The 26,080-nt window shown below is 67.5% G+C and carries 28 protein-coding genes; 13 read left to right on the forward strand and 15 right to left on the reverse strand.

From position 1 onward, the window contains the following. Window positions 1-45 precede the first annotated feature (45 nt). Both LH475_RS04065 and LH475_RS04070 read right to left on the reverse strand, forming a co-directional pair. A complete protein-coding gene (locus LH475_RS04065; RefSeq protein WP_196842823.1) occupies window positions 46-756 on the reverse strand; it encodes an amidase domain-containing protein in 711 nt (236 codons plus the stop codon). A 41-nt stretch (window positions 757-797) separates the two neighbouring features. After that, the gene (locus tag LH475_RS04070; RefSeq protein ID WP_196842824.1) at window positions 798-935 is read right to left on the reverse strand and encodes a hypothetical protein; all 138 of its coding nucleotides are present in this window, start codon (window positions 933-935) and stop codon (window positions 798-800) included. Window positions 936-1,049: 114 nt separating this feature from the next. Here LH475_RS04070 and LH475_RS04075 point away from each other — a divergent pair, with 114 nt between their 5' ends. Then, complete coding sequence (locus LH475_RS04075; RefSeq protein ID WP_196842825.1) at window positions 1,050-2,468, forward strand: GH1 family beta-glucosidase; 1,419 nt, start codon at window positions 1,050-1,052, stop codon at window positions 2,466-2,468. A 22-nt stretch (window positions 2,469-2,490) separates the two neighbouring features. Here LH475_RS04075 and LH475_RS04080 read toward each other — a convergent pair whose 3' ends face one another. Together LH475_RS04080 and LH475_RS04085 are read right to left on the reverse strand one after the other, a co-directional pair. Continuing rightward, window positions 2,491-2,652 (reverse strand): hypothetical protein, encoded by a 162-nt coding sequence (locus LH475_RS04080; protein ID WP_196843073.1) that lies wholly within the window; start codon window positions 2,650-2,652, stop codon window positions 2,491-2,493. Beyond that, a complete protein-coding gene (locus LH475_RS04085; RefSeq protein WP_196842826.1) occupies window positions 2,649-3,554 on the reverse strand; it encodes a DNA methyltransferase in 906 nt (301 codons plus the stop codon). Before LH475_RS04085 ends, LH475_RS04080 begins: the two co-directional genes overlap by 4 nt. Window positions 3,555-3,603: 49 nt before the next feature. Here LH475_RS04085 and LH475_RS04090 point away from each other — a divergent pair, with 49 nt between their 5' ends. Then, the gene (locus tag LH475_RS04090; RefSeq protein ID WP_297412924.1) at window positions 3,604-3,942 is read left to right on the forward strand and encodes a GNAT family N-acetyltransferase; all 339 of its coding nucleotides are present in this window, start codon (window positions 3,604-3,606) and stop codon (window positions 3,940-3,942) included. Between the two features lie 50 nt (window positions 3,943-3,992). Here LH475_RS04090 and LH475_RS04095 read toward each other — a convergent pair whose 3' ends face one another. Beyond that, window positions 3,993-5,045: a biotin/lipoate A/B protein ligase family protein gene (locus tag LH475_RS04095; protein ID WP_297412925.1), complete on the reverse strand. Its 1,053-nt coding sequence runs from the start codon at window positions 5,043-5,045 to the stop codon at window positions 3,993-3,995. A gap of 9 nt (window positions 5,046-5,054) precedes the next feature. Next, window positions 5,055-5,903, reverse strand: coding sequence for an alpha/beta fold hydrolase (locus tag LH475_RS04100; RefSeq protein WP_196842828.1), 849 nt, complete (start codon window positions 5,901-5,903; stop codon window positions 5,055-5,057). 82 nt (window positions 5,904-5,985) lie between these two features. Here LH475_RS04100 and LH475_RS04105 point away from each other — a divergent pair, with 82 nt between their 5' ends. Both LH475_RS04105 and LH475_RS04110 read left to right on the forward strand, forming a co-directional pair. Then, the gene (locus tag LH475_RS04105) at window positions 5,986-6,492 is read left to right on the forward strand and encodes a MarR family transcriptional regulator (RefSeq protein WP_297412926.1); all 507 of its coding nucleotides are present in this window, start codon (window positions 5,986-5,988) and stop codon (window positions 6,490-6,492) included. Beyond that, window positions 6,489-7,859, forward strand: a complete 1,371-nt coding sequence (locus tag LH475_RS04110; RefSeq protein WP_297412927.1) for an MFS transporter — start codon at window positions 6,489-6,491, stop codon at window positions 7,857-7,859. Before LH475_RS04105 ends, LH475_RS04110 begins: the two co-directional genes overlap by 4 nt. Before the next feature lie 130 nt (window positions 7,860-7,989). Here LH475_RS04110 and LH475_RS04115 read toward each other — a convergent pair whose 3' ends face one another. Further along, the gene (locus tag LH475_RS04115) at window positions 7,990-8,817 is read right to left on the reverse strand and encodes an SDR family NAD(P)-dependent oxidoreductase (RefSeq protein WP_196842831.1); all 828 of its coding nucleotides are present in this window, start codon (window positions 8,815-8,817) and stop codon (window positions 7,990-7,992) included. A 266-nt stretch (window positions 8,818-9,083) separates the two neighbouring features. Between LH475_RS04115 and LH475_RS04120 the strand changes: the two genes are divergently transcribed. The 3 genes from LH475_RS04120 (at window position 9,084) to LH475_RS04130 (ending at window position 12,473) form a co-directional block, all read left to right on the forward strand. Next, a complete protein-coding gene (locus LH475_RS04120) occupies window positions 9,084-9,980 on the forward strand; it encodes a DMT family transporter (protein ID WP_196842832.1) in 897 nt (298 codons plus the stop codon). A gap of 147 nt (window positions 9,981-10,127) precedes the next feature. Then, entirely contained in the window at window positions 10,128-11,051 is a 924-nt protein-coding gene (locus LH475_RS04125) for a 2-hydroxyacid dehydrogenase (RefSeq protein WP_196842833.1), read from the forward strand. 369 nt (window positions 11,052-11,420) lie between these two features. Beyond that, complete coding sequence (locus LH475_RS04130) at window positions 11,421-12,473, forward strand: glycerophosphodiester phosphodiesterase family protein (RefSeq protein ID WP_196842834.1); 1,053 nt, start codon at window positions 11,421-11,423, stop codon at window positions 12,471-12,473. Between the two features lie 54 nt (window positions 12,474-12,527). On the opposite strand, the gene LH475_RS04135 is transcribed toward LH475_RS04130, so the two are convergent. Next, window positions 12,528-13,280, reverse strand: coding sequence for a dienelactone hydrolase family protein (locus LH475_RS04135; RefSeq protein ID WP_196842835.1), 753 nt, complete (start codon window positions 13,278-13,280; stop codon window positions 12,528-12,530). Window positions 13,281-13,369: 89 nt separating this feature from the next. Here LH475_RS04135 and LH475_RS04140 point away from each other — a divergent pair, with 89 nt between their 5' ends. Together LH475_RS04140 and LH475_RS04145 are read left to right on the forward strand one after the other, a co-directional pair. After that, entirely contained in the window at window positions 13,370-14,107 is a 738-nt protein-coding gene (locus LH475_RS04140; RefSeq protein ID WP_196842836.1) for an FCD domain-containing protein, read from the forward strand. Window positions 14,108-14,114: 7 nt separating this feature from the next. Beyond that, window positions 14,115-15,479, forward strand: a complete 1,365-nt coding sequence (locus LH475_RS04145) for an alpha-hydroxy acid oxidase (RefSeq protein WP_196842837.1) — start codon at window positions 14,115-14,117, stop codon at window positions 15,477-15,479. A 16-nt stretch (window positions 15,480-15,495) separates the two neighbouring features. Here the strand turns inward: LH475_RS04145 and LH475_RS04150 are convergent, their stop codons facing one another. From LH475_RS04150 to ddaH, 4 genes are read right to left on the reverse strand one after another with little or no spacing between them, the layout of a single operon-like run. Beyond that, a complete protein-coding gene (locus LH475_RS04150; protein ID WP_196842838.1) occupies window positions 15,496-15,714 on the reverse strand; it encodes a Fic family protein in 219 nt (72 codons plus the stop codon). Between the two features lie 16 nt (window positions 15,715-15,730). Continuing rightward, window positions 15,731-16,693: an acetylxylan esterase gene (locus LH475_RS04155; RefSeq protein WP_196842839.1), complete on the reverse strand. Its 963-nt coding sequence runs from the start codon at window positions 16,691-16,693 to the stop codon at window positions 15,731-15,733. 60 nt (window positions 16,694-16,753) lie between these two features. Beyond that, window positions 16,754-18,016 (reverse strand): ornithine--oxo-acid transaminase, encoded by a 1,263-nt coding sequence (gene rocD / locus LH475_RS04160; RefSeq protein ID WP_297412928.1) that lies wholly within the window; start codon window positions 18,014-18,016, stop codon window positions 16,754-16,756. A gap of 28 nt (window positions 18,017-18,044) precedes the next feature. Beyond that, on the reverse strand, window positions 18,045-18,899 hold the full coding sequence (gene ddaH, locus LH475_RS04165) for a dimethylargininase (RefSeq protein WP_196842841.1): 855 nt from the start codon (window positions 18,897-18,899) through the stop codon (window positions 18,045-18,047). 226 nt (window positions 18,900-19,125) lie between these two features. Here ddaH and LH475_RS04170 point away from each other — a divergent pair, with 226 nt between their 5' ends. After that, window positions 19,126-19,563: an Lrp/AsnC family transcriptional regulator gene (locus tag LH475_RS04170; RefSeq protein WP_196842842.1), complete on the forward strand. Its 438-nt coding sequence runs from the start codon at window positions 19,126-19,128 to the stop codon at window positions 19,561-19,563. 9 nt (window positions 19,564-19,572) lie between these two features. Here LH475_RS04170 and LH475_RS04175 read toward each other — a convergent pair whose 3' ends face one another. Continuing rightward, the gene (locus LH475_RS04175) at window positions 19,573-20,340 is read right to left on the reverse strand and encodes an ABC transporter permease (protein ID WP_297412929.1); all 768 of its coding nucleotides are present in this window, start codon (window positions 20,338-20,340) and stop codon (window positions 19,573-19,575) included. Window positions 20,341-20,489: 149 nt separating this feature from the next. Between LH475_RS04175 and LH475_RS04180 the strand changes: the two genes are divergently transcribed. The 3 genes from LH475_RS04180 (at window position 20,490) to LH475_RS04190 (ending at window position 22,303) form a co-directional block, all read left to right on the forward strand. Further along, the gene (locus LH475_RS04180) at window positions 20,490-20,867 is read left to right on the forward strand and encodes a GntR family transcriptional regulator (RefSeq protein ID WP_297412931.1); all 378 of its coding nucleotides are present in this window, start codon (window positions 20,490-20,492) and stop codon (window positions 20,865-20,867) included. 69 nt (window positions 20,868-20,936) lie between these two features. Then, on the forward strand, window positions 20,937-21,944 hold the full coding sequence (locus LH475_RS04185) for a hypothetical protein (protein WP_297412933.1): 1,008 nt from the start codon (window positions 20,937-20,939) through the stop codon (window positions 21,942-21,944). Further along, window positions 21,941-22,303: a GntR family transcriptional regulator gene (locus LH475_RS04190; RefSeq protein ID WP_366145584.1), complete on the forward strand. Its 363-nt coding sequence runs from the start codon at window positions 21,941-21,943 to the stop codon at window positions 22,301-22,303. The genes LH475_RS04185 and LH475_RS04190 overlap by 4 nt, the downstream gene beginning before the upstream one ends. Window positions 22,304-22,335: 32 nt before the next feature. On the opposite strand, the gene LH475_RS04195 is transcribed toward LH475_RS04190, so the two are convergent. After that, window positions 22,336-23,337 (reverse strand): NAD-dependent epimerase/dehydratase family protein, encoded by a 1,002-nt coding sequence (locus LH475_RS04195; RefSeq protein ID WP_196842845.1) that lies wholly within the window; start codon window positions 23,335-23,337, stop codon window positions 22,336-22,338. Further along, entirely contained in the window at window positions 23,334-26,072 is a 2,739-nt protein-coding gene (locus tag LH475_RS04200) for an alpha/beta fold hydrolase (RefSeq protein ID WP_297412934.1), read from the reverse strand. Before LH475_RS04200 ends, LH475_RS04195 begins: the two co-directional genes overlap by 4 nt. Between the last annotated feature and the right edge of the window lie 8 nt (window positions 26,073-26,080).

A 26,080-nucleotide genomic window follows, 5' to 3' on the forward strand; every position in this document is an offset into this window, starting at 1 on the left:
CCCCGCCCTCAGCGCAGCACACGCGGTAGCGTTCACGCGATGCGGTTACGGAACGCTCCAGTAGTACGCTCGGCCGCCCGGGTGGTCGACCGTGATCGCCGTGTCGACCGAGCGGTAATCGGAATCCAGGGTGTGCCCGGCAAACGAGATTGAAATGGTGTCGCCGACCCGCTCTACCCTGGTGACGATCCCGGTGTGATCGCGGTCGCCGGTGTTGTCCCAGTCGAACTGCGCGATGTCACCGACCTTCACCCGGTCGCGCTGCTGATCGGTCAGGGCGGTCGCCTTGCCGGTCGAGGCGATGTAGTTCATGAATGCGGTGGAACTGCGCCAGGCCGCCGAGGCGTCGTAGGCGTTGCCGTTCTTCGGGCTTGACCAGACGCCGTCCATGGTCCAGCCGCGCGCGATCATGGCCTGGCTGGCGAAGTTGACGCAGTCGTTTTCACCGAGAACGCCCCACGCGGCGGCGTTGTAGTTTTCCAGCTTCCAGTGCGCCAAGGCGTAGTCCACCTGTGCGGTTACGGGGGCGCTGAGGGCCGGTTCGGCCGTCGGTTCGACTGCAACGGCAACGGCCGGGTCGGTGGGGGTGGCGCGAGCCGGGTCATCCGTTGCGGCGGGGGTGGCGGCATCCGTTGTCTGCGCGGTGTGCGCCGGGCCCCTGGGACCCTCGAGGGCCTGAACGACGAGCGCGGTCGCGCCGACCGCGAGTGCGGCTCCGATGGCCGTCGTCAGGCCGAGTCGCTGCCACCGGGTCAACTGCACAATGTACTCACTTCGATGGGGAGAGGGGGAAGAGGTCAGGCACTGACTGCGGCGCTCAGGTAAAGCGCGATCGCCGCGAGGGCAACGAGTACTCCAACGATGATGACGCCGATCAGAAACCGGCGTCGGAGACGCCGTTGGTCGGCCTCCGTGGGTTCGTTGTTCTGCAGCATGATTCGAGCTTAGCCGCGACGACTATCAGAGTCCTGAAAGCCCTGCGGCGAGGTGTCGACGAGGATACGGCCCAGTCACTGGTCGAACGCGGCACGGCAGGGTACCGTGACGTCATGTCGCAGATCGAACCCACACCGTTCCCCTGGCCGCGCGGATTCATCTGGGGGTCGGCGACGGCCGCCGCGCAGATCGAGGGCGCCGGCCACGAGGGCGGCAAAGAGGATTCGATCTGGGACACGTTCGCGCGCGTTCCGGGTGCCATCGCGGGCGGTGACGACCTCGAAAGGGCGGTGGATCACTATCACCGCAGGCCCGCTGACGTGCAGCTCATGTCCTCGCTCGGCCTCGACTCCTACCGGTTCTCGACCAGCTGGTCGCGGGTACGACCGGGCGATCGCGCCGTGAACCCGGTGGGGCTCGACTTCTACTCCCGGCTGGTCGACGAACTGCTCGGCGCCGGTATTCTGCCCTGGCTCACGCTCTATCACTGGGACCTGCCGCAGGCCCTCGAAGAGCGGGGGGGCTGGGCCAGCCGCGACACAGCGTACCGGTTCGTTGACTACGCGACGGATGTCTACTCCGCGCTCGGCGACCGGGTCACGCACTGGACTACGTTCAACGAACCGTTCTGCTCCTCGCTGCTCGGTTATGGATCGGGCGTGCACGCGCCGGGCCGGCAGAATGGCCGGGCGGCGGTGGCCGCGGTGCATCACCAGCACCTCGCGCATGGGCTCGCGGTGAACGCGCTGCGGTCAGCCGGGGCCGAGCACCTCGGCATCACGCTCAACCTCACCAATGCCGTGCCGCGGGATGCCGCCGACCCGGTCGACGTCGAGGCGGCCCGGAGGCTCGATTCGCTCGCGAACCGAATCTTTCTCGACCCGCTGCTGCGCGGCGCCTATCCGGACGACATCCTGCGCGACCTTGAGCCGTTCGGCCTGGCCGAGGTCATCCATTCTGACGACCTGGCAATCATCGGCGCTCCGCTGGATTTTCTGGGCGTCAACCATTATCACGATGACCTCGTGAGTGGGCATGCGGATGTCTCGGCGAGCGACGGACACACCGGTGGCGCCACCCGACCGGTCGGGTCACCCTGGATCGGATCGGAGTACATCACCTTTCCCAGCCGCGGGCTGCCGCGCACCGCGATGGACTGGGAGGTCAACCCCGACGGGCTGCGCCTGCTGCTGGTGCGGCTCGGCCAGGAGTACGACCGGCTACCGCCACTCTATGTGACCGAGAATGGCGCGGCCTACGACGACGCGGTGGGCGCCGACGGCGCTGTGCACGACGCCCTGCGCACCGACTACATCGCGGCGCACATCAACGCGATGGGCGAGGCGATTGCGGCCGGCGCCGACGTGCGGGGGTACTTCGTCTGGTCGCTGCTCGACAACTTTGAGTGGTCGTACGGCTACGAAAAACGGTTCGGTATCATTCGGGTCGACTATGACACGCTCGAGCGCACGGTGAAAGACAGCGGGCGCTGGTATGCCTCGCACATTCGGGCGGTGCACGCGGGGGTCTGACCAACGAGCTGCTCGCCTCAGTTCAGCTGCGGAACGACCCCAGCGGCGAGACGATCGTGTGCCACCAGACATCCGTCGGGCCGGGCAGGCCGTCGCCCTCACCCACGACCTGATAATGGTCGCTGCGCAAGAAGGCGTCGAAGCCGGCACCCTGCTGGGGCGCGGTGAAAATGCGAAGTCTCACCCGTTCTTCTCGGGTTCAGCGGGTAGTTCAAGGAATTCGACACCGGAAACCGATTCGAAGCGCGCACGCATGACAGCGAGCGCTTCGGGGTTCTGGTCGATGAGCACAAAGCGGCGGCCAAGCGCGGCCGCGACCGCGCCGGTCGTGCCGCTACCGGCGAAGAAATCGAGCACCCAGTCATTCTCCCGACTCGATGCCTGGATGATGCGGCGCAATATTCCAATCGGCTTCTGGGTGGGGTAGCCGGTTTTCTCCTTACCGGTGGGCGAGACGATCGTGTGCCACCAGACATCCGTCGGCAGTTTGCCCCTGGCCACTTTTTCGGGCGTGACCAGGCCGGGCGCCATGTACGGCTCGCGATCGACCGTGGTCGAGTCGAAGAAGTACCGGGCCGGGTTTTTCACGTAGACCAGAATCGTGTCGTGCTTGGTCGGCCACTTGTTCTTGGATTTCGCGCCGTAGTCGTAGGCCCAGATGAGCTCGTTGAGAAAACTCTCACGGCCGAACAGGGCGTCGAGCAGCACCTTGGCGTAGTGCGCTTCGCGGTAGTCGAGGTGCAGGTAGAGCGTGCCGTCATGTGCGAGCAGGCGCCACGCCTCGATCAGGCGCGGCTCCAAAAAGGCCCAATAATCGTCGAATTGGTCGTCATAGCCGAGCACGTCGCCTTTGATGCGTTCGTAACGCTGCCCCTTGAACCCCGTGATCGTGCCGACCGCGTGCGAGCCGTCGGTGCTGACCGAGCGCACCGAGGTGGTGCTCTGTCGTTTCTGCGATCGGCCGGTGTTGAACGGCGGGTCGAGATAGATCAGGGTGAAAGCGCCATCGGGCAGGCTCGGCAGCACCTCGAGATTGTTGGCGTGGATGACGCGGCTCGGGCTGGTCGGTGTCCACGCGGTTGGCATTTGTCCATTCTTTCAGCCTCCGCGCCAACAATCGGTTTAGTCTGTCGTGGTGACTGCTGAATCGACAACCATTCACTCGCAGAATCTGGCCGAGCTGGGCCTATTGATGGTGCGCCGCGAACCCGAGCAGAGCCGCTACACGGTGTGGCTCGGCGGCGAGACCGTGGGGCTCGCTGACTACGTCACGACATCGAATGCCGTGCATTTCACTCACACAGAGATCGATCCGGCGCAGCGTCAACTCGGTGTGGCGAGCATTCTCATCGAGCAGGCGCTCGACGACGTGCGTGCGCGCACCGACCTCGCCGTGGTACCGGCCTGCTCGTACGTTGCGCACTGGATCGACACCCACGCTGAATACCAAGACCTGCTGACGCGCGGACGGTAACGGCGAGCGGACGCTCTGGGCCCGGCCGGCAGCACCCGCTCGTGGCGCTTTCAGGGCACCCGCGCCAGCCAGGCCTCGGTGCTGAACTTATTGGCGACGAGCTCGGTGGCCTTGGCATATTCCTCGGTGGTGACGTCATCCTCGGTGGCATCGTAGAGACCGATGAAGGTCTCCTTCATGCGGTCGATGATCGCGGCCCGGCTGAGGCCGGTTTGCCTGCGCAGCGGGTCGACGCGCTTGGCGGCGCTCGTGATGCCCTTGTCGCTGAGCTTCTCCCGGCCGATGCGCAGCACCTGCACCATCTTTTCGCCGTCCATGTCGTAGCTCATGGTGACGTGGTGCAGCACGGCGCCACTGCCGAGGCGCTTCTGCGCGGCACCGCCGATCTTGCCGGTCGGGCTCGTGATGTCGTTGAGCGGCTGGTAGAACGCATCGATACCGAGTGATTTGAGGGCGATGATGAGCCACTCGTCGAGAAACGCGTACGAGTCGGCGAAGCTCATGCCCTGCACGAGGTCGGTCGGTGCATAAATCGAATAGGTGATGACCGAGCCGGCCTCCATGAACATGGCGCCGCCGCCGCTGATGCGCCGCACCACGGTGAAACCGTATTTCGCGGCGTTCTCCGGGTCGACCTCGTTCTTGAGCGATTGAAAACTGCCAATGACCACGGCCGGCTCATTCCACTCCCAGATGCGCAGGGTGGGACCGCGGCGTCCTTCGCCGACCTCGGTCGCGAGCACCTCGTCGAGGGCCATCTGCAGCACGGGCGCGTCGGGCGTCTGCGAATGGATGATCTGCCAGTCATAGTCCCGCCAGGTGCTCGCCTGAGCGAGTGAACGGCGAATCGCGACCGCCACCGCCTCCGGTGAAAAGCCCAGCAGAATGGCGCCACTCGGCAATGCATCGCGCACGGCAGCGGCGATTGTGGCCGCCGAGCTGCCGGCCGGCAGGCCGGTCACGGCGGCATTGATGTCTTCGAGGGCATCGTCGGGCTCGAGAAAGAAGTCCCCGGCCAGACGAAAGTTCGTGATGACATCGTCGATGACATCGAGATCGACGACGACCAGTTTGCCGCCCGGAACCTTATATTCACCATGCATGAAACCAGCCTACGGCTTACGCGGAAAGCGCGCGTCGAGCCAGGCCACCAGGTCGCCGATCACCTCGTCGCGGTTGGTCTCGTTGAAGACCTCGTGCCGCGCTCCCGGATACACGACCAATTGCACATCCCGCAGCCCGGAGCGCCGGATATAGGCGTTCACCAGTTTGAGCGCACTGCGCTCCCCGCCAACGGTGTCGTCGCCGCCGACGAGCACCAGCAGCGGCAGGGTACCCGGCAAATCACGGGCTGGCCGACCGAACAGGCGGGCGGCCTCGCGAAAGCCGAACAGCTTCGCGAGCGGCGTCGCCGTGGTCAGCGGGTCAGCCACAAAGCCGTGCGCGACGGCTGGGTCCCGGCTGAGCCACTCGACCCCGGTCGTACCGAGCGTCTGGTGTTTACGGTTGAGGTCGCCGCCGTCGAGGTAACCGGGCCAGCGGTACGCGGTGCCCGAGAGCACAATGGCGTCGTATTCCGCGGCATGCTCGTTGACGATCATCTGCACCATGAACGATCCCCAGCTGTGCCCGAGCAGCACGAGTGGCAGCGCCGGGTGCTGTGTGCGGATGATTCCGCTCAGCTGATGCACGCCGGCCACGGCAGCGCGCAGCCCGCCCGTGCCGAGCCGACCGAGCTGGGTATGGTCGCCGCCGTGTTGGGCGAGTCCGGTCTGGCCGTGGCCGAGGTGGTCGTCGGCGTAGACCGTATACCCGGCGCGGTTGAGGTCGGCGGCGAGCGCAGCATAGCGCTGGGCATGCTCACCGACGCCGTGCGCGAGTTGAACGACAGCTCGGGCAGCATCGACCGGCCAGAGGTAATAGGTGATAACCAGGCCAGAGGCATCCGTATATGTGGGCACGAGGCCAGTCTGCCCTGTTCGGAGCCGCTGGGGACAGGAAAACAATATACTTAGCGAGGCTAATTTGCTATGCTAAGTATCTATGGAATCGCGAACGCACCCGAAATCCGCAGCCCTGGGCGTCATCAAGGCGCTGCGGCCGGCCACCGCACACCGGCCGGCCGCAGCGCCCAACACCGCCGAACTCAGCCACGAATTTCGCCTGGCCAATGGCCGTCTGGCGCGGCGCCTACGTCAGGAGAAGGCCGACAACGAGTTGGGGAGCGGCCAGTTCTCGGCGCTCGGCGCGCTCTACGTGCACGGCCCGCTGACGCTCACCGAACTCAGCGAGTTCGAGCGGGTAACCCCACCGTCGATGACCCGCACCGTGAAGTGCCTCGTCGATGCCGGCCTCGTCACCCGCACCGATTCCACGCTCGATGGCCGCAAGATTGTGCTCAGTACAACGGATGCCGCGAGCGAAATGATGACCGAAACCCGCAAGCGCCGAGATGCCTGGCTGGTGCAACGCGTCGCCCAGCTCAGCCCCGAACAGCATCGCGTTCTCGCCGACGCAACCCTGATCATGAAGGAGCTCGCCGACAGTTGAGTGCCATGTTTCGCTCGCTGAGCGTTGTTAATTACCGCATCTGGTTCGCCGGAGCTTTGGTGTCGAATATTGGCACCTGGATGCAGCGCACCGCGCAGGACTGGATCGTGCTGACCCAGCTCACCGACTATAACGCCACCGCGGTCGGCATCACCATGGCGCTCCAGCTCGGCCCGATGTTGCTGCTCATGCCGTGGTCTGGCCTGATCGCCGACCGGTTCAATCGGCGCAAGCTGCTCATTCTCACCCAGACCCTGATGGGGCTGCTGGCCCTCGGCCTCGGCATTCTTTCTGTCACCGGGGTCGTTGAGCTGTGGCACGTGTACCTGTTTGCTTTCGGCCTCGGCGTCGTCGCCGCGATCGACGCGCCGGCTCGCCAGACGTTCGTCTCCGAGCTCGTCGCCGAAGAGAACCTCTCGAACGCGGTCGCACTCAACTCGGCGTCGTTCCACGGTGCTCGCCTGATCGGACCGGCCGCTGCCGGCCTGCTCACGGTCGCCGCCGGTGCCGGCTGGGTATTCATGATCAACACCGTCACCTTCGCCGCGACCGTCTTCGCGATGACTCTGCTGCGCACGCACCAGCTGCGCCGCCAGCCCAAAATCTCCCGCGAGCGCGGGCAGCTCATGGCCGGCTTCCGTTATGTGCGCGGGCGTTCCGACATTATCGTGGTCATGATCGCGGTCTTTCTGATCGGCACATTTGGACTCAACTTCGCCATCTTCACCTCGACCATGGCCACGATTGAATTCGGCCGGGGGGCCGCAGAATTCGGCCTGCTCAGCTCAATCATGGCCATTGGCGCCGTCGCCGGATCGCTGCTCGCCGCCCGGCGCAGTCGGGCCCGCTTGCGGCTCATCGTGCTCGGCGCCGCCCTGTTCGGAATCGCCTGCGCACTGTCCGCGATCATGCCCACCTATGCGAGTTTCGCCGTCTCTCTCGTGCTCATCGGATTGTCCTCGCTCACGCTCATGACGACCGCGAACGCCTACGTGCAGACCACGACCCGCCCCGAGATGCGCGGCCGCGTGATGGCGCTCTACATGGCCATCTTCGTCGGCGGCACTCCCCTCGGTGCACCGCTCGTCGGCTGGGTAGCGGATGCCTGTGGCCCGCGCTGGGCGCTCGGCGTCGCCGCGATCTCCGGCCTGTTGGCCGCAGCCGTCGTGCTGTTCTGGATGGTGCGCTATCGCCGACTACGGGTGCAATTGCATCCGTTCACCGCGCCCCGGGTGCGCGTGCTGCACTCCGGCGATGGGCGTGACCTGCAGCCGTCCAGGGACCGGGACCGGGAGACTGCCGCCGAACTCAACCGTGAGACCGCCACCCGCGAGATCGCGATCGTCGAGGCCACCGTCCCGCGCTGAGTTCTTTTTTTTCTGTCCGGGCTCGGGCCCGGAACGTGACTCGGTGCGGGGTGCGGGGTGCGGCAGATTGCACTGGGTTGGTTCGCGGCCCGGCACGAATCCGGCGGGCTGAGCGCCCACCAGGAACCTCCTAGATGCTGCGGTGGTCGCGGACCGCGAGTTCGAGGGCCTCGAGGCCGGGCGCGAGGGCGGCATCCACGGCCAGGGGGTCGGTGATATTCAGCTGCTGCATCGCCCGGCGGCCTTCCGGCGCGGTGTTGATTTCATGCTCGCCCGCCTCCAGCGCCGCAATCAGGTCGGTGATGACGTCAGCGAGCGATCGGCGCTCCCACCCAAGGTCGGCACCGGCGTTCTGCGAGGTCATCATGGCCGTGTCCGTCGCGCCGGGATACACGGTGGCAACATGCACGCCGGTTCCGATCAGCTCGCGGCGCAGCGATTCGCCGAACTGCGCGATGCCCGACTTCGTTGCCGCGTAGATCGAGTAGAACGGCATCCCGACGAGCGCAATCCCGCTGGAAATGTTCAGGAGAATGCTGCCACGGCCCTGCCCACTTCGTCGAAGGGCGGGAAGGAGGCTCTTGGTCAGCAGGATCGGGGCGGTGAGATTCAGATCGATCATCGCGTGGACATCCGCGTCGGCGGTCACGTCGAGTCGACCGGCTCGCACGTTTCCGGCGTTGTTGATGAGGAGGTCAACGACACTCCAGGGTGCAACCGCCTCCGCGATTCGCTCCACGGCGCCCGGCGCGGTCAGGTCTTCGACCAGGAGCTGGGTCGTTCCGCCCTCGGCGGCAACGAGCCGCGCGGTTTCGGTGAGGGTGGCGAGCTGACGGCCAACCAGGAGCAGGTGTCCGCCGCGTCGACCGAATTCGAGCGCGAGCGCCCGGCCGATGCCCTGTCCGGCACCGGTGATGATTCCGCGTCGATTGGTGAGATCAACAGTGTTGAGGTCCATGAGCGAGCTTCTTTCCGTTGGTTTCGCGGGGTGACAGCATTCGGGCTGTCCCGATCGCCGCCACACGTGCTCCTCTAGTCAACAGGCCACCTCGGTGAAAATTCCCGGTTCGCCCGCACCGGTCGACAGCGCCGGGATGATGGTCGCGCGCGGTCTAGGGTCGAAGGAGACCGTTCACCGAACGTCAGGTACACGATGACCCATTCCACGCCAGCCCTCCTCGGTCCGGTTCGCCGTGGCCGCGCGACCACCGGGGCGGGCTCCACATGAGGGCAACAATCGCGCTCGTTCTCGCCACACTCATGTGGGCCGGGAACTACCTCGTCGGCAGTATCGCGGTGCAGACCATGTCACCGGTGGAACTCACCTGGCTCCGCTGGCTGCTGGCCTGCGCGCCACTGCTGATCCTCGCCCAGGTCGTCGAGAGGCCCGACTGGCGACAGGTACTGCGCCATTGGCCGCGCCTTCTGCTGCTCGCCGGTCTCGGCGTGGGCGGCTACAACCTGCTGCTCTATACGGCTCTGCAGTACACGACCCCGCAGTCCGCCTCACTCATCAACGCGGCGAACCCGGCGGTGATGGTCGTGCTCGCCGCGCTTCTGCTGCGGGAACGTATCGGCTGGCGCGGAATCGCGGGGCTCGTACTCGGCCTCTTCGGAGTCGTGTTGATCATCACAAATGGCGCCCTCGCATCCGTTTTGACTCGACTACCAAACGCGGGCGACGTGCTCATGGTGGGCGCGATCGTGGTGTGGAGCCTCTACACCATCGTGGGCCGGGGGCTTCCTGTGCCACCGATCACCGCCACGGCCGTTCAGGGTACCCTCGTCGCGGTGTTACTCGCACCGGTCGCCGTTCTCAGCGGGGCACGTTGGCCAGCGGATGCCCAGATCGGCTGGGCTGTGATCTTCATCGCCATCTTCCCATCGATCGGCTCCTACGTGCTCTGGAACTCGGCCCTGAAGACCATTCCACCGGGGCGTGCGGGGCTGTTTCTCAACCTCATCACCGTATTCACCGTGATCATCGCAGTGATTCTCGGCGCGCAGCTCACTACGCCGCAGCTGATCGGAGGCGTGATCGTGTTCGCCGGGGTCGGCCTGAGCACCCTGCGGCGAGCGACGGCCACCGTGCCGCAGCCGCGGGAACGCCTGCGGCGGTAAGGGGCGAGGCGCAGGGGGCGAGGCGCCGGGGCCACCTGCGCCAATCGCACCCTCCCGGGCAGCGGGACGATGTGACGGCCGCCGGTCGACCAGTACGCGACCTGGGGCACGCGGCGACAGCACCGGTGTCGCGTCTAGGCTTGACCGATGAGCCCCCTTGCGTTGCGCGTCAGCCTGCCCGAGTCCGACCTGCGCGAGGCGCTCGGGCACATCGACGGTGTGGAGTTCGTACAGTGGTCGATGGAGGGCCCCGCTCCCGCTCCCGAGATAGACCTCGTGGTGACGCCGTACATGGGCGCCGCCAACCGGATGGCGCACCTCGCCGGCGTCGAGACCCGGCTCGTGCAGAGCCAATCCATCGGCTACGACGGCATCGACCAGCTGCTTCCGGCTGGTCATGTCTTCGCCAACGCAGCGACCGTGCACGAGACATCGACGGCTGAACTCACCCTTGCGCTCATCCTCGCCGCACAGCGGGGAATCCCCGACTTCGTTCGCGCCGCGCAGCAGGGCGACTGGGCGCCGGCGCACCACCCGAGCCTCGCCGATCGCACCGTGCTGCTCATAGGGTACGGCGGAGTCGGAGCCGCGATCGAGGCTCGGCTGCTCGCCTTCGAGACCACGGTGGTTCGGGTCGCGCGCACCGCCCGCACCGATGCGCGCGGCGAGATCTACGCCATGGACGCACTCCCGGAATTGCTGCCACGGGCCGACGTCGTCGTGATCGGTGTGCCGCTGAGCGAGTCCACCACCCATCTCGTCGACGATGCCTTCCTCTCGCGCATGAAAGACGGCGCCCTGCTCGTGAACATCGCGCGCGGCCCGGTCGCCGATACCGACGCGCTGCTGGCCCACGCCGGCAGCGGGCGTCTGCGGCTCGCGCTCGACGTGACGGATCCTGAGCCGCTGCCCCACGGGCATCCGCTCTTTGCGCTGCCCAACGTGCTCGTCACGCCGCATGTCGGCGGCGCGACGAGCGCGATGCGCCCGCGCATGGTTCGCCTCATTCGCGACCAAATAGAGCGGATGCAGCGTGGTGACGCCCCCGCGAACGTCGTGCTGCGCAGCTAGCTCGATTCACGTACAAAACGTCGAGGCGGGCGACGTCACCGGAGGACGAATAGTAGGTGTCGTGCCGGTTCTGGGCGTCGGCCCAGGTGGAGAAGTCGCCGCAGTTCTTGGTGTCGCCCGGGTTGGCCGGGTGGGCCGGGTTGGCCGGGTGGGCCGGGTCTCGGTCGCCCGTGGACCGGTTCACGTTGTCGGTCACGGCTTCGAGTCCCACAGCGAGGCCGCGAGGGCAGCGAGCGCAGAGTCGGCTCGGTGACCGCCCCCAAGCGTTCACCGAGCGGACAGGCCGACAACAGGCATCCGTCACGTTCGGTTTCTACCGTGGCAACACGGACCGAAAAATGGCCCGCCCGGCAACCAAAGGAATTCGCAATGCGCCTGCGCAACATTTTGACGATCACGGTCGTCGCTGCTCTCTCGGTGGGAGCCGCGACCGTCTCGGCCGCCCCGGCAACGGCAGCCCCCACCACGCCCACCGGAACGCCGCTCCAGGCCGACGACAGCAACGGCTCCTTCGACCTGCAGTCGCACCGCGGCGGCCGCGGTCAGTGGGGTGAAGAGTCGATCACCGCGCTCGCCCACTCGCTCGAACTCGGCGTGAGCACGCTCGAACTCGACACGCACCTCACCCGTGACGACCGCATCGTGGTGTGGCACGACGACGTGATGACCGCGAGCAAGTGCGCAGACACCGCCCCGGCGTTCGCGGACGACCCGCAGTTTCCCTACGCGAACGACCGCGTGCGCGAGCTCACGTATGCTCAGATCGAGACGATGGACTGCGGTTACCAGCAGCTGCCGGGCTTTCCCGAGCAGGTCAACACACCCGGAACGCGCATCGCGCTGCTCACGGATGTCTTTGGTCTCGTGAACGCGTACAAGGCCGCGAAGGTGGGCCTCAACGTTGAGACCAAGGTGGAAGTGGCCGGTCCGACCGGTGATGCCGAGATGCAAGCGCTTACTCGCAGGGTCGTCGCCGAGATCCAGCAGAGCGGAATGGCCGAGCGCACCACGGTGCAGAGCTTCGACTGGGCCTCCCTCAACCTCACCAAACAGATCGCCCCCGAGCTCTCTCTCGTTGCCCTCTCGAGCGGCGACGCGTGGATGGGCGTCGGTCAGCCGGGAATCAGCCCCAACCTCGGCGGGATCGACATCGATGACTACAACGGCTCCCTGGCCCAGGCCGCTGCCGCCCAGGGCTACGACGTTGTGTCGCCGACCTTCGCCTCGGTCACGGCGCAGATGGTGACCGAGGCACACGAGCTCGGGCTGCCGGTCATCCCGTGGACCGTGAACACCACGTCCGACATCACCGCCATCATGAACCTCGGCGTCGACGGAATCATCACCGACTACCCCACGCGCCTGCGTGACGTCATGACCGAGCGCGGCCTGAAGCTCCCGAAGAGTTACACGCTGCGCTAAAGCACTGCCCACCCAAGAGAGCGGATGCCGGGGTCACGCATCCGCTCTCGGCGTTCAGGGTTCGACGGGCCCCGGGCCCAGATGTTCGGAGAAGAACTCCTCGATGCGGGTCCACGCGTCGGCGGCGGCCACCGGGTCGGGGCCGGCGCCGAGAATACGCTTGAGCACGGGCCGGAGAACCCGCGGCCCGGTCTCTTCGTCGTTGAGGAAGGCATGGCCGGCACCCGGGTATTCCTTGACGTCGTGCTCGATCTTCAGCCGGTCCAGGGCGGAGTCGAGCGTGGCTGCCGCGCCGATCAGGGAGCGGTCGGCGCCGCCGAAGCTGCCGACGATCGGGCACGCGCCGAGCAGGTGATCGTCGAGCTCCTTCGGCAACCGACCATAGTTGACCGAGGCGGCATCGAAACCGCGCGTGGCCGTGGCGAGGGCAAAACCGCCGCCCATGCAAAAGCCGAGCACGCCGATGCGACCGGTGCAGTCGCTGCGCTCACTCAGGAACGTGCGGGCCGAGTCGATGTCGACGAAGGCCCGGCCGGCGCCGGCCGACAGGGCGCGAAAGGTCGCAACGAGGCATTTGCGGGTTCCACCCTCGGTGAAGAGGTCGGGCATGAGTGCAAGATAGCCGGCCTCGGCCATTCTGATGGCCTGGCGGCGCATGACGTCGGTGAGCCCGAACGCCTCGTGCACGAGCACGACGCCGGGCCACGGGCCGGCGCCGGCCGGGATCGCGAGGATGGCTTTCAGACCAGCGCTCCCGCCCGGTCCGTCGGGCAGTTTCAGGTCGATGAGCTGGGGTGCGGCGGTCATGGTCTCTCCCGGGTTGGCTGAAACTGTATCCCGCAATCCCGGAAAAATCGTGTATCCTGTGGTCAGACCACAGCGACCGAGAGGACACCATGACCGCGTTCAGCCCGCGTGCCTGGCAGGTCGTGCTCGACGCCGTCGAACTCGACCTGCTCGAGGGGCGGCTCAGCCCGGGCGATCATCTGCCGCCCGAGCGCACCCTCGCGGCCGACCTCGGTGTCGGCCGGTCGAGCGTACGCGAAGCGCTCCGCGTGCTCGACGTGCTGGGGCTCATTCGCACCGCCGTCGGTTCCGGGCCCTCCGCAGGCGCGATCATCGTTGCCCGCCCCGGCGGCGGCATGTCGGCGCTCATGCGTCTGCAGGTCGCGGCGCAGGGTTTTCCGGTGGCCGACGTCGTCAAGACCCGTCTCGTACTGGAAGGGTCGATCGTCTCCGAGCTGGCCGAGGCCTGCCGCACGACCTCCATCGATCTGGCTGGCTGCGCGCAAATCCTCAGTGCGATGGAATCCCAGCCCCTCACCGAAGCCGAATTCCTCGCCCTCGACACCCAGTTTCACCTCTCGCTCGCCGAAGCAAGCGGCAACCAGGTGATCACCGCGACCATGGCCGGCCTCCGCAGCGCGATCGAGGGGTACGCGCGGGCGGGCGTGGCGGGTCTTTCGAGCTGGCGGGCAACATCCGCTCGGCTGATGATGGAGCATCGCGGCATTCTCCGTGCCGTCCAGGCCGGTGACGCAGATGCCGCCCGCCTCGCCGTGCACGCCCACATCTCGGGGTACTACGCCGAGACGCATCTCACTCCAGCCACTTCCCTCCCGACGACACGATAGGACGACCATGGTTCAACGACGCATCCCCAAGATCACAGACCTCGCTCCGCTCATGAAATTCAAAAGCCCCGAGTTCAACGCGAAGAAGCGCCGCCTCGACGCCGCGCTCACGATTAACGACCTGCGCGCCATCGCCAAAAAGCGCACCCCGAAGGCCGCATTCGACTACACCGAGGGGGCCGCCGAGGCCGAGATCTCGATCAAAAGGGCCCGCCAAGCCTTCGAAGACATCGAGTTTCACCCCGCCATCCTGCGCGACGTGTCGACCGTGTCGACGGGTTGGGACGTACTGGGCGCCCCGGTGGCCCAGCCCTTCGGCATCGCGCCCACCGGCTTCACCCGCATGATGCAGACCGAGGGCGAGATCGCCGGGGCGCACGCCGCGGCCCGGGCCGGTATTCCGTTCGCACTCTCGACCATGGGCACGACCTCGATTGAAGACGTCAAGGCCGCCAACCCGAACGGACGCAACTGGTTTCAGTTGTACATGTGGAAGGACCGCGACCGCTCCATGGCTCTCGTCGACCGGGCCGCCAAGGCCGGCTACGACACCCTTCTCGTCACCGTCGACGTACCCGTCGCGGGCGCTCGGTTACGCGACCAGCGCAACGGTTTCTCGATTCCGCCCGCCCTCACCCTCGGTACCGTCGTCAACGCACTGCCGCGCCCGGAGTGGTGGATCAACTTCCTGACCACCGAGCCCCTCTCCTTCGCAAGCCTCGACCGCTGGAGCGGCACCGTGGCCGACCTGCTCGATACGATGTTCGACCCCACCGTCGATTTCGAAGATCTCGCCTGGATCAAGGCGCAGTGGCCCGGTAAGGTCGTCGTCAAGGGCGTGCAGAACCTCGAGGACGCCAAGCGTCTCGTCGACCTCGGTGTCGACGGCATCACCCTCTCGAACCACGGCGGTCGCCAGCTCGACCGCGCGCCGATTCCGTTTCACCTGCTGCCGCAGGTCGCCCGTGAGATCGGCGCCCACACCGAGGTGCACCTCGACACGGGCATCATGTCGGGAGCCGACATCGTCGCCTCGGTCGCCCTCGGCGCCCGCTTCACCATGATCGGCCGCGCCTACCTCTACGGGCTCATGGCCGGCGGCGAGGCCGGGGTCGACCGCACAATTGCGATCCTGTCGGAACAGGTTGCCCGCACCATGCGGCTGCTCGGCGTGAACGCGCTCGAGGAACTGAACCCCGCGCATGTGACGCAGCTCGCCCGGCTTCAACCGGTCGCCGCGCCCCTGGTCGCCGCCGCCGACGCCGCCCCCGCGCGCAAGACGCCCGTGCGAAAGGAAACCGTCAGCGTATCCGCTGCCGTCACGGGCACACCGGTACGGCGTGCGCCGAAGAAGGCAACCCCGGCGCAGTAGCGCTGTCTGAGGCACTTCACCACCACGAGTGTCGAACGGCCCGGTCAGTCCACTGCTGGAAGGAGGCCACGGTGAGGATCCAGGACACTCGTTTGTTGCCGTCGGCGAGTGGATCGTTCCGGGCCAGCGACGAGAAGAGGCCTGCAGCCTTCAGCTCCAGCGTGGAATCGGCGTCTTCCCGTCGTTGCAGGAGCTCGGCGTAATCCTGGGTCGGCGCGTCGGCGCTGGCCAGCACCCGCTCGCCCGGCGGTTCAGGCGAGGTGTTCGCGAAAGGCCCGCAGGGCGAGTGCGTCGTCTTCCCAGGCACCACCCTCGTGTCCGTTGTACGGCCAGAGGGTGATCTGCTTCGGTCCGGCGTAATTGTTGTAGGCCGCGAACACCGTCGACGGCGGGCAGATCTGGTCCATCAGGGCGGCCGTCACGATCACCGGCGCGGTGGCGCGCTTGGCGAAATTGACCCCGTCGAAGTAGGCGAGCACGTCGTGCACCCGCTTCACTTTCAACCGGTTCGTGGCGAGGTACTGGCCGAGCTCCCGGTACGGCAGGGCGTCGGTGATGACGGATGCCCGCGGAAAGTCGCACAGAAACGGTACCCGGGCAACGACTGCGGCCAGCTCGGGCACGAGCCCGGCCACGGCGAGCGCAATGCCGCCGCCCTGACTCACCCCGGTCACGCCGACCCGCGCTGCATCGACGAGATCGAGGCTGCGTGCCGCCGCGACCGCACGCACCGCATCCGCGAAGACCCTGCGATAGTAGTACGTCTCGCGGGCCCCAATGCCGCGCGTCATGAACCCCGGAACCTGCGGGCCACTGCCCGCGTCGTCGTCGGTGTCGCCGGTACTGCCGCCGAATCCCTGGCCGCGGACATCCATTTCAAAATGGGCGAAGCCAGCGGATGCCCAGAGCAGGTTCTCAAAAGCCTGGCCCCGCCCCCGGCCATAACCGTGAAACTGCACGATGGCCGGCATCGGGTCGGTCGTCCCGGCCGGAACCCGCAGCCAGGCCTTGACCCTCTGCCCGCCGTACCCGCAGAAGGTCACGTCGAACACGTCGAGGGTAATCAGGCCGGCATCGACCTGGGTGACCGTGACATTGAGGTCGTACATCTCGGTCTCGGCTAGCGTTCCCGCCCAGAATAAGTCGAAGTCGGCGGGGTCGGCCTGCGCGCTGACGTAGCGGCGCAGGTCAGCTTCGGGCAGGTCCGTGTACATGGCTGCCAGCCTACGGGGGCGAGCGCGGCGGTGCGCGGGCGCGAAAATCTCCGAACTTACCTACAGCGCAGCGAGGTCGGCGAGCACGAGGCGCAGCTGCTCGACGGCCCAGTCCACGTCCTCAGCCGAGACGACGATCGGCGGCGCGAGGCGAATGGTCGAGCCGTGCGTGTCCTTGGCGAGCAGGCCGCGGGCCAGGAGCGCCTCGCAGACGGCCCGGCCCGGGGCGAGGGAGGAGTCGATATCGATACCGGCCCAGAGCCCCACGCCGCGCACGGCGACCACGCCGTGGCCGATCAGCGCACGCAGCCCCGCGTGCAGGCGCGCACCGAGCTCGGGCGCGCGCTGCTGGTATTCGCCGGTGGCCAGCATGTTCACGACGGCCAGGCCGACGGCCGCGGCGAGCGGGTTGCCGCCAAAGGTCGAGCCGTGCTCGCCCGGGTGCAGCACACCGAGCACGTCGGTGTTGCCGACGACGGCCGAAACGGGAACGATGCCGCCGCCGAGAGCCTTACCGAGCAGGTAGAGGTCGGGCACGACGCCCACGAGATCACAGGCGAAGGTCGAGCCGGTGCGACCGAGGCCCGACTGAATCTCATCGGCGATGAACAGTACGTTGTGGCGCGTGGTGATCTCGCGCACCGCCGGCAGGTACGACGCCGGCGGCACGACGATGCCAGCCTCACCCTGAATGGGTTCGAGCAGCACGGCGACGGTGTTCTCGTCGATTGCGGCTTCGAGCGCCGCGGCATCGCCGTAGGGCACGGTGCGAAAACCGGGCGTGAACGGGCCGAATCCTGCGCGGGCCGACTCGTCGTCGGAAAAGCTGATGATGGTGGTCGTACGGCCGTGAAAGTTGCCGGCGGCGACGATGATGTTCGCCAGATCGGGCGCGACGCCCTTCACCCGGTAGCCCCAGGCGCGGGCAACCTTGATGCCGGATTCAACCGCTTCCGCGCCGGTGTTCATGGGCAACACCATGTCTTTGCCGGCGAGTTCGGCGAGCGCGGTCACGAACGGGCCGAGCTGGTCGTTGTAGAAGGCCCGGCTGGTCAGGGTGATGCGGCCCAGCTGCGCACGAGCAGCGTGAAGCAGCACCGGGTTGGAGTGCCCGAAGTTCACGGCGGAGTAGGCGGCGAGGCAGTCCAGGTAGCGATGACCCGCGACATCCGTTACCCAGGCACCGTCGCCGGACGCGACGACGACCTCGAGTGGGTGGTAGTTGTGCGCGGCGTGCGCGCTCTCCTGCGCAATCAGGCCGGCAGCCGCAGGCGAAACGGATGCGGCGGCTACGGCCCGCGCGTCGGTCAGGTTCGTGGTCATTTGTGCTCCTTCAGGGTGGTTCGGTCGGTCATCGGCGCAGCTCGAGCGTGCAGCACTTGACGCCGCCGCCACCCAGCAGCAGCTCGGACAGGTCGACGCCGATCGGGTTGTAACCGCGCGCGCGCAGCTGGCGTTCGAAGTCCTTGGCGCGGGCCGCGATGACGACGTTGTAGCCGTCGGAGTAGGAGTTGAGGCCGAGGATGGCGGCGTCTTCCTCGGTGACGATGATGGCGTCCGGGTAGCGTTCCTGCAGAATGGCCAGGCTCGGCGCGTCGAAGGCGCTCGGCAGGTACGCGATGTTTGTGTCGTCGAGCACGGCGACGGCGGTGTCGAGGTGGTAGAAACTCGGATTGATCAGGCGCAGGGTGATGACCGGACGGCCGGCGATGGCCGACAGTTCCGCGTGGCTGTTCGAGTCGCTGCGAAAGCCGGTGCCGGCCAGAATGACGTCGCCGACCAACAGAAAGTCGCCCTCGCCCTCGTTCGTCTCGACGGGCACGCGCACGTTGAAGCCGTTTGCACCGAACCAGTCCATGTAGGCGGGGCCTTCGGGCTGGCGCTCCACGTGGGTGAATTTGGCGCCGTAGGCCGAGTTGTCGATGACGAAGCCGCCATTGGCCGCGTAGACCATGTCGGGAAGGCCGTTGATCGGGTCAATCAGGTGCACGTCGAAGCCGAGGCCGATGTAGGCGTCATACAGGGTCTGCCACTGGGCCACGGCGAGGGAGGTGTCGGTGGGAAGTGCCGGGTCCATCCACGGGTTGATGCGGTAGACCACGGTGAAAAACTGCGGCTTGCACATGAGAACGGTGCGCTTGGTGGCGGTGCGCACGGGAACGGCGGCTTCTTCGGCAAGAACCGGGGTGGCTGAAACGATCGACATGAGGCTCCTTCGGGGATCCGCGGGCCTGTCGACCCGGCGGAACTCGGGGTGAATGGCGGACCAAGTCGCTCACGAGAGCCCGGAACGACTAACCTCAATCGTTCCGGGACGCCTTTTCCAGTCTCACACAGCATGATTCAACGTTTCACGCTTATATGCGCAAGAAAGCTTCGAGAATTGTGGCCTTGACGCAATTTTGCGCAGGGTGGTCGCCTAGACTCGGCCCATGGACAACCTCGACCACAGCATTCTCGACCTGCTGCGCCAGAACGCTCGCGCCGGCTATGGCGATATCGGCTCGGTCGTGGGCCTGTCGGCATCCGCTGTGAAACGCCGCGTTGACCGGTTGGTGGCCGACAAGGTGATTCGCAGCTTCACCATTCAGGTCGACCCGGCCGTCGACGGCATGAGCACGGAAGCGTACGTCGAGCTGTTCTGCCGCGGCACCGTGGCGCCCCACGAATTACTGCGCATTCTCTCGGGCGTGCCCGAGGTCGTCGACGCGGGAACCGTCACCGGCAGCGCCGACGCCATGGTGCACATTCGCGCCCGCGACATTCCGGGCCTCGAGGCGGCGCTCGAGAAAGTACGCCTGGCCCCCAACGTCGACCACACCCGCAGCGCGATCGTGCTCTCCCGCCTGATCCACCGATCGATCGAGTAGCGCACTCGTCTAGGCGGGCACCGGCTTGTGGCGCACCGGGGAAACCAGGTGCAGCAGGGTGACCGCGGCGATCGACCCGGCGCAGAGGATGCCGGCGAGCACGACGATCTGAAACCTCCCGGCCTCCAGCGGCGAGGCTCCCCCGAATATCGCGCCGACGAACGCTCCCGGTAGCGTGACCAACCCCGTGGTCTTGGTTTGGTCGGTGGACGGGATGATGGCGAAATAGACGGCCTGCCGGGCCAGTTCACGGGTGGACTGCCGCGGCGTGGCCCCGAGCGCGATCCAACCCTCGACCTCGTCCCAGTGGTCCCCGACCGCCTCGGAGAAGCGGCGGCCGCTGAGGGTCGCGATCGACATGGCATTGCCGATAATGATGCCGCCGATCGCGAGCACGTAGCGCGGTGAGAATTCGATCGCACCGGTCATGAACACAACGGTGAGTGTCACGGTCACGCCGAGCCCCATCGCAACGGCCACGCGCAGCAGATGCGACCGACTGAAGCCAATGCGCCGCGCGACGGTGCCGACCGCTGCCGCGAACATAACGAGTAATCCCACGCTGACCCACAGCGGATCGTTGATGATTCCACTGAGAATGAGACTGATCGCGGCCAGCTGCAGGGTTCCGCGCAGCACGGCAAGCGCCGGGGCGAACGGATGCTGCGTGCTCGAGGCGCGTAGCACCGTCACGACCACCGCGAGTAACAGCACAACCCCGATCAGGGTCGGCAGCAGCCCGGCCAGCTCGGCGCGGAGATCGGCCGGAAAGTTCATGAGTCGAGCCTACCCAGCCGCGCGTGCGCCGGTCGTTGTCGGCATTGTGCGAACGATTGCACAGTACCAACGAAACGTACCGAAGGTATGCGGTTGCAGCATCCGTTGTAGCGAGGCAATATTATTCCTAACGTTGATCGGAGAATGTCGTGCCCGCTTCATTTTTTGCCATTGATTCCCAGTCGCGTACGCCGCCGTTTGAACAGTTGCGCAGTCAGGTGATTGCGGCCGTGCGCTCCGGGGAGCTGACCCACGACACCCGCCTGCCAACCGTGCGGGCCCTCGCCGCCGAGCTTGGCCTGGCCACGAACACCGTCGCACGCGCCTATCGCGAGCTGGAGCGCGACAGCGTGATTGAAACACGTGGCCGATTTGGATCGTTCATCGCCCCCTCCGGCGGTGCGACCGAGCGGCACGCGCAGGCGGCCGCTGATTCCTTCGCTTTGCGCATCGAACAACTCGGTGTGAACCCGGCCGAGGCGCTCGTGCTCGTCACCGACGCCCTGAATCGTCGGTCCGACAGCTGAGCGTTCGGTCGGACACCTCGAGTTTCGTATTGCTACTCTGGTACAAAACGCACACAAAGAAAGGGTTTCGTGAATACGGTCTCAGTGATTCTGGTGGCGGTGGTCGTAACGGGCCTCGGCATCCGTCTGGCGTATCTCACGCGTGCCGAACCGCGTCAACGGATGCTGCACGCCTACTCTCGGCAGGTCGGGCTCGCGTTGGTTCCGGCGATCGTTCCCGAACTCTCGTACCGGATCTATTCCCGCGAACGGGCCGGAATCGTCGGGTCAATGGCTGGTCTCGTCGTCGGAACGGCGGTGCTGGTCGGGATGGTCGGGATGACCGACGGCCGCAGCCCCTGGAACGGGCTCTTCGCCGGTATCGCAATGACCGTCGGGTCAACGATCGCCCTCATCGCCAACGATTCCCGCTCGGCCTTTGCCCCGGTTCCCGAGGCGCCGCGACTGGCCCGCAGCCTGTCCCCCCGGCTGGCCGACTACGTCACGCCCCTCGATCGCACGTTCTCGCTGAGCCTGTTGACGTTGGCCACCCTCGGCTACATTGCCGTGCTCGCGGTCATCGCGGTCAACCCGGAGCGGGTGTTCGATGACGTCTCGGTGCGATCAATTCTCTGGCCGGCCGGACTACTGCTGGCCCTCGCGGCCGCCGCAAGCCTGCTGACCTGGACCGCGGCGAACGCGCTGCTCGGTCGCGGCCAGCCGGCCCGCACGTACATCGAACTGGCCTGGAGTGATGCCTTTCGCAGCACGACCCTGCGCAGCCTCGTTGGGATTCCGGGGATCATTGCCGCCGTGAGCACCTGCGTGTTGTTCCTGTCGTTGAGCGACGCAATCAACCTGCCCGCGCCCGGCTCGGTCGGCGAGATACTGCGCGGCTCCTTCACGATCATGGGGCCCGTGCTGGTGTTCGCCCTCATCAGCTGGGGCATCACCAGCCTGCGCAATCGTAGTACGACGCACTACCTGCGCCGCCTCTGGCCCGAGACGGCCGTCGAGCTCGACCGGCGCCGACGCGCGTGCGGCCCCGCGGTTGACGATCAGCCCGGCGAGGACAGCCGAGCGAAGACTCCGGCATGATGCTCCTGGTCGATCCTCGTTCGGCAACGCCGCCCTTCGAACAGTTGCGGGTGCAGGTGCTCGCCGCCGTGCATTCGGGCGATCTCGCCCCCGGCGACAAGCTGCCGACCGTACGCAAGCTCGCCGAAGAGCTTGGGCTAGCCGCCAATACCGTCGCCCGTGCCTACCGCGAGCTCGAGCGCGATGAGGTGATCGAAACGCGCGGCCGAAATGGATCCTTCATCGCCGCGAACGGCAACGCCGCCCAGCAGCAGGTGCAGGTTGCCGCCGCCCTGTACGCCGGCACGGCGCGGCAGCTCGGCGTCGCCCCCGAGGAGGCGCTCGCGTTTGCGCGCGCGGCCCTCGGCATCCGCTCGTAGCAGGCTAGCGACAGGCCGCTGGCGACGGGCAGCTAACGGCCGACGCGATAGTGGGCGGCGAGGCGCTCGAAGCCCTCGTCGAGCGAAACCAGAGGGGTCCAGCCGAGGTCGGCGCGGGTGCGCCGCTGGTCGAACCAGTGCGCCGTCGAGAGCTGCTCGGCCAGAAACCGAGTCATCGGCGGCTGGTCGGTTTGGCCGACACCATCCGGGCGACGCCGCCAGATGGCCTCGATGATCGAGCCGGCAGCGCGGGCAGCGGATGCCGGCACCCGCCAGGCCGGGGCCGCCACGTTCGCCGCACCGCAGATTCCGGCGAGGAGTTCCGCGACCGGGCGGGGTTCGCCGTTAGTGATTACGTAGGACTGCCCGTGCACTCTTTCGGCGGCATCGAGCGCCGCGTGGATCGCTGATGCCGCGTTATCAATGTAGGTCGTGTCGATGAGCGCCGCGCCGTGCCCGAGCAGCGGCAGCCGGCCGAGGCGGGCGCGGTCAACGATGCGCTCGATCAACTGGGTGTCGCCGGGGCCCCAGACCAGGTGGGGGCGCACGGCGACCACGCTGAATCCGGGAGCGTCCGCGGCGAGCGCCAGCAGCTCGGCCTGAGCCTTGGTGCGGGCGTAATCGCCGCGGGCCTGATCCGGCGAGGCCGGTAGGGCATCGGAGCCCATGATCGAGCTACCCGAGTGAGCCACGGAGGGCGAGGAGACATAGACGAAGCGGGAGACGCCGGCATCCTCAGCCGCCTGCAGCACGGTGCCGGTGCCGCCGACATTCACGGCCTCGAACTCAGCCGGGTCGCCGGTGAGCGACACCTTGGCCGCGAGGTGCACGACCGCGTGCATGCCGCTCACGGCATAGGCCAGGCCGGCGTAGGGCGTGTCGGCACCGGTCGTGATCGAGCCGTGCACGTCTTCGACGCCGGGCAGGCCCGACGGTCGCCGCTGAAAGGTGCGCACCTCGTGACCGGCCGCGCTGATGCGGGCAGCGACGGCTCGGCCGAGAAATCCGCTGGCTCCGGTCACCAGTACTCTCATGGCTTGACCCAGTGCCCGCCCGAGAGGATGCCGGTGGCCCAGCGCGATAGACGGCTGCGGTCGATCTTGGAGTTGTGCCGAATATCGGTGGGCAGCCCGGGCACGACGAGCACGGCGGCGACCGGCGAGCCCACCGCGGCGCGCACGGCGGCGGCGAGCGGCCCGGGTGCTCGGTGTAATCGGCGGGCCGGCGGCACGGTTTCGATCACGGCGACCTGCTGCTGCGTGCCGGGCGGGCCGACGCCGACGAAGGCCGCGCGGGCGACCTCGGGCAACGTTTCGATGCGCTGCTCGGGCCCGACCGGAGTGACCACGCCGGCGGCCGTCACGATGACGTGCGGCATCCGGCCCTCCACCCACAGGCGGCCGCTGCTGTCGAGATGGCCGACGTCGCCGGTGCGATGCCAGCGTTCGCCCGGTACCGCGCCGCGCCGCGAGGCCCGCTCGGTGAGCCAGAGCCGGTCATAGTGGTCCTTGACGTGTGGCGCCGACACGACGATCTCGCCGGTCACGTCGGGTTCCTCCGACAGCTCACCAGCGGATGCCCCACTCGCGTCGAGCGCACTGATACGGATGCGCGTGGTTGCGGTCGCCCTCCCGACGCAGACACCCCCGGCCGGGTTCACGCTGCCGTCCGGGGCCCAGGCCGCTGCCCGAATTCCCTCAAGAGTGATGTCGGCCATGAGCAGGCCCTCGGTCATACCGTACGGTGTGTGCGCGGTCGCTCCCGGCATGAGCGCCGCGGCCTGGGCGAGCAGGCTTTCGGAGATGGGTGCGCCGGCCGAGAGAAAACGCTGCACCCCGGCGAGGGCCGCGTGGTCGGCGGGCGTGAGTGCATCGGCCGTCGCGACGACGTTCACGAGCGCGGCGGGCGAGAGAAAGACGACCGTTGCGTCGATCGCGGCGACGGCGGCCGCGACCGCGGTGGCGGTGAGGGTTTTGGGTGCGGTGACGTCCATGTCGGGGGTGACCGAGCGGGCGCCGAGGGCGGGTCCAAGCAGCGCGAACGGGGCAAATCCGGCGACGAGACCGGTGCCGACGCCGACGCCGTACTGCAGGAAGAGGGCGCGGCTCACGGCGGAAAGCTGGCCGTGGGTGTAGACGACGCCCTTGGCCGGGCCGGTCGATCCGGAGGTGAACAGCACGGCGGCCGGGTCGCTCGGTGCAGGCTCGGGCGGGAGCTCGTCGCCGGCTGCGAGTCGAGCCTGGCCCAATCGGATCAGCTCGGCAAGGGTGTGCCGGGTACCGAGCAGCCGGGCCATCGGGGCCGGGTAGCGGGCGGTGGAGATCGCGCGCCCCGGCCAGCCGAGCACACGGGCGGCCATCAGGCCGGGAGCGGCCCCAATAATGTAGTCGGGGCGCGCGCCGCGCACGGCGCGAGTGAGGCCGACCAGCCCGAGGCCGGCATCCGCTACGACGACAATCGCGCCGATGCGCACGCAGGCGTAGAGCACCGCGGTGAGGTCGGCGCTCGGCGGTACGAGAAGCGAGACGCGGTCGCCGGGCCCCACGCCGATGTGCACGAGGCCGGCCGCGATCTGCCGCACGCGCAGCGAGAGCAGCCGCCAGCTGACCGTGCGCGGGGCAGGCTGCATGTCGACGAGGGCGGTCTCGTCGGAGTCACGCAGTTCGTCGAGGAAATACCACAGCGGATGCGTCCCCGCCACCGCCCAGGGTCCCGCGGCGGCGGCGGCGTTCCCAGGCGGCTCGACCGGCGGCACGACCGGCGGCGCGGCCGGCGGCACGACGGCGTCGCCCAGCCAGAGCAGGGCGGCGGCGGAGTAGTCCGCATCTTCAGCGAGCAGATGCCCCGCTCCCTCGAACCGGTGCACGCGGGCGTGCGGCATCCGTTCGAGCAGGTCATCGAGGTAGCGGTCGTTGAAGATCGGATCGCGCGGACCCCAGAGCAGCAGCGTCGGCACCGCGAGCGCTCGCACTTCCTCGGCGATGCGGTCGAGTTCGGGCCGGCTCTCGTGGGCGAGAGCGACCGGGATGTCGGCGACAAAGCCGCCGACACCGCCACGGCGGGCGCTCGTCAGGTAGGGCGCGCGATACCCGTGCTTCACCGCGGCCGACAGCGGCGGATGCGCGAGAGCCAGGGTGGTGGCCAGGAAGGCGGGCGTGGCCACGGTCGCCTTGCCGAGGACGCCCCGCCCGAGCACGAGCCGGAGCGGCGCCGGAATCGGGTCGCCAGCCGGTTGGTGCACGGCCGTGTTGAGCAGCATGACGCCGGCCAGTAGTTCGGGGTGGGCGGCGGCCCAGCCGAGCGAAACGACGCCACCCCAGTCGTGGCCGAGGGTCACGATGGGGCCGGTCAGTTCGAGAGCGTCGGTCAGATCACCAAGGTCTCGCACTCGGCGGGCGAGCGGGCGAAAACCTCTGGTGCGGGCGGAGAAGCCCATGTCGAGCTGGTCGACGGCGATCACGCGCCAGGCCGGCGCGCCCGACGCCGCAGCCTTCGTCGCCGACGTCAGGAGTCCGCGCCAGAGGTAGGACCAGGTGGGGTTGCCATGAACGCACAGAATGGTGCCGACCGGACTGACGCCGAGCGCGTCGAGCTGCGGGCCGTTGTCGAGCAGGTGCCAGCCGTGCCGTACCCCCGCAGTTCCACTCTCCACGACGTCGATCAGCCGCGACCACTCCGGTTCGAGCCCCACCAAGCCGGCTGGCGGCAGCGCGGCCGGTGCTGAAGCGGTGCGGGGCAGACGACGGGATGAGGTGCGGGTATCAGTCACAGGGCCAT

Origin of the sequence: Cryobacterium sp. (assembly GCF_026786305.1) — a bacterium.
Lineage (GTDB): Bacteria > Actinomycetota > Actinomycetes > Actinomycetales > Microbacteriaceae > Cryobacterium.